This is a genomic window from Halalkalibacterium ligniniphilum (assembly GCF_000334155.1).
GTDB classification, from domain to species: Bacteria; Bacillota; Bacilli; order Bacillales; family Bacillaceae_D; genus Halalkalibacterium; species Halalkalibacterium ligniniphilum.
Genome location: NZ_ANNK01000124.1, coordinates 1 through 2,542 on the forward strand (window position 1 = coordinate 1; position 2,542 = coordinate 2,542).

At 39.1% G+C, this 2,542-nt stretch carries 3 protein-coding genes; all 3 read right to left on the reverse strand.

Translation table 11 applies throughout. The features are described 5' to 3' along the window. On the reverse strand, positions 1–83 hold an 83-nt coding region (locus BLT_RS25005; protein WP_152414375.1), incomplete at its 3' end, for a hypothetical protein. 9 nt (positions 84–92) lie between these two features. Continuing rightward, positions 93–629: a Spo0B C-terminal domain-containing protein gene (locus tag BLT_RS22135; protein ID WP_017728647.1), complete on the reverse strand. Its 537-nt coding sequence runs from the start codon at positions 627–629 to the stop codon at positions 93–95. A gap of 366 nt (positions 630–995) precedes the next feature. Next, on the reverse strand, positions 996–2,542 hold a 1,547-nt coding region (locus tag BLT_RS0115295), incomplete at its 5' end, for a methyl-accepting chemotaxis protein (RefSeq protein WP_017728648.1).

Here is a 2,542-nt window from a genome sequence, read left to right on the forward strand (position 1 = left end):
ACATATTTTTCACGGCGATAGGCAACCATTCCATTGCCTCCATCGCCACCTTTTACATACACTTTTACTTTATCGACAAACATGCTTTCACCTCATTTTTTTTCAAGGCTAATCGAGAACACACATTCATTTTCTTTCAATTCAATTCCTGATTCCCACTTGTCCTTCACCAATTCAAGAAGCCCTCTCCTTAATCGATGAATCTCTTTTAACCCGCCTTGAAAATCAAAGGTCAAACGACATGAATTTGGAAAAAGCTGAAACGTAATTAATAGGTGGTTCTCTTGTTCAGCCATACAGTGGTTTTCAAATATAAATAATAAAGGACCAACAAATTGTTCAAGCTCTACTTCAAGTAAAGATAAATCAGTGACATCACCAATGACTTCTGTTCCTAGCTTATATGGATGACTCGACCAGTTAAATGTTAGTAATCGTGTCGAAATGGAGGGAATCCCTAAGTTCGAAAGCTTGCTTTCATTCATCAACTGCTGAATCGTCGTCTCCAATACTTCTTCTACTCTGTCATAGCGTCTTAATGCCAAATTTCCTTTTATTAACTGAATGACATTCAACCAATCATGACGACAATGACGTAGTACTTCCAGAATGTCCTTTTCTTTCGTCATCCTTCACTCCTATTTTTCCTCTCAAAATCATGTATCCATACGTTTAAGAACGTTTTACTCTCCACATGACGACAGGTATCGCCTCATACCACATGACCTATCTTACCATAAGAGACCATAGGCAGGAAATGTCCACTGAAGAAAAACACAAGCAATTCTTTCACTTATGATAAAAATCACAGGAAGCTTCCTTGAAAAAAGAGTCTACATCCTAGGACTATTTATAAAAAAACAGTCTGGTCCATTTAGTCATCATCACTATCCTACGTAAAAAAGAGGGAAGAACACATTGGCTCCTTCCCTTTTTGCAACAATGAAAATGCTGTACAAAGTTTTAGTTTTCTAAACTATTTTTCTAGTGCGACATTATGACGATTCTAAACGAAATTTCTTGACTAGTTTATTTAGACCGTTAGCTTGCTCTGATAACGTGGAGGCATCATTTGCAAGTTGATGAACTCCCTCAATTTGGCCATCCATCGTAGCAACCGTTTCCATCACCTGTTCCGTAAATTGCTGTGCAATCACATTAATTTCTTGATTAATCCGTTCGAGTTCTTCTGCTTCCGAAAGTAAACTTTTCGCAATGTCTTGATTAGCTAAAACCGATTCACGGGAATGCTCAGTTGCCTCTGTTAAATAACCGATTGTCTGTCCCGCTACCTTCACGCTCTCAACAGCTTCTTCTATTTCATGCGAATTTCTCACGACCTGTTCTGCTGCCCCTTTTAACTCATCTGTCATTTTGATAAGGGAAGCTGAAATACCGTCTGCAAACTCATTTGTACGTTCAGCTAATTTTCTCACCTCATCAGCCACAATGGCAAAGCCTTTTCCAGCGTCGCCAGCTCTTGCGGCTTCTATCGAAGCGTTTAAAGCTAATAAATTTGTTTGTTCAGCAATTTCGTTTATCGCCGAAACCTTTTTCAAAATGTCACTTGCATTCGTTGTTACGTCAGATACTTTTTCTGCAGCGGACTGAACGTTTTTTTGCACCAACATCATTTTCTGCTCTGATTTTTCGATTGATTCATTTCCTTTTTCTGCATGACGATTCGCTTCTTCTGTTACCAAAAAAGTGTCCCTTACATCCTTTTCCATGCTTGCTGCTCTTTCCATTAAATGTTGAACCATCGCATTTGCTGATTGAATGGACGACAATTGTGTTTCCGTGCCATTTTTGAATGATTGCATCATGGATTGCAATGATGCAAACGCCTCAGACAATCCTTTTGATTCATGCTTTTGATCAACTGACACCCTCTCAATCGTCTGAGCTGAACGATTAATTTCCTTCATCATTTCTTTCATCCCGAGAATAACTTTATTTATTTCATATCCAATTTGGTGAAACTCAGTCCGACCGTTATTCGCCACAGTTGCTGTTAAATCACCAGCAGTCACTTTTCTAGTGATTTGGTACCATTCTCGTAAAGGCTTCATTAGCGAAGTGTAAAACAACAGCCCTAGACCACCTGAAAGGCATAAAGTAAGAAGAAAACTAACCCCTAAAAATATAGGGCTACCCTCTGCAAAAAAGGATAATAAAAATAGCAAAGACACGGGAGCAATTGCTAGCATTGAGATATATAACCCTAAATAAGGGCGATGTATAATTTTTCCTAACCGTAAATTGTAACGCTTACCGTCTTTTGTTTTAATAATTGGACATGATGCGTCAACGAGCACCTCTCCTGTATTTCGTGGGTATAGCTGCAGTAACGGTTCATTCGTCATTGCTGCTTTTAGTCCAACTTCATCTTGAAAAAACATTCCTTCCCTTAATCGATTCGTGTGCACAAGGCTTTTGCCCTCTTCATCAACGATAAGCAAGTATTCATCCTGCCCTAATTGTTCATCTAGTTGCTTTCGAAAACGGTCTGCCACTTCGGCAACCTTGTCCCACTCATTCA